Origin of the sequence: Acidisphaera rubrifaciens HS-AP3 (assembly GCF_000964365.1) — a bacterium.
Classification (GTDB): Bacteria; Pseudomonadota; Alphaproteobacteria; order Acetobacterales; family Acetobacteraceae; genus Acidisphaera; species Acidisphaera rubrifaciens.
The window spans coordinates 1-234 of sequence record NZ_BANB01000887.1; the positions used below are offsets into that span (position 1 = coordinate 1).

The window sequence follows — 234 nt, forward strand, 5'->3', positions numbered from 1 at the left end:
CGATAGCTTCGCATAGGTGCGGAAATCGCCGATCGCCCCCTCGTTGAGGTCGAAATAGGGCGGCGCGGTGTCGCAGGTGACGGCCAGCCCCGCATCCTTGGCGCGCCGTATCAGCGCCAGCGCCTCGGCCGTCGAGACATGCGCGAAATGCAGCCGCCCGCCCGTCAGCGCGGCCAGCCGCATGTCGCGGGCCATCAGGATCGCCTCCGCCGCCGCCGGGATGCCGGGCAGGCC

The 234-nt window shown here is 71.8% G+C and carries 1 pseudogene; it reads right to left on the minus strand.

Annotation, left to right across the window (positions count from 1 at the left end):
• Positions 1-234, minus strand: a pseudogene (locus tag B8460_RS18775) (dihydroorotase); the annotation flags it as partial.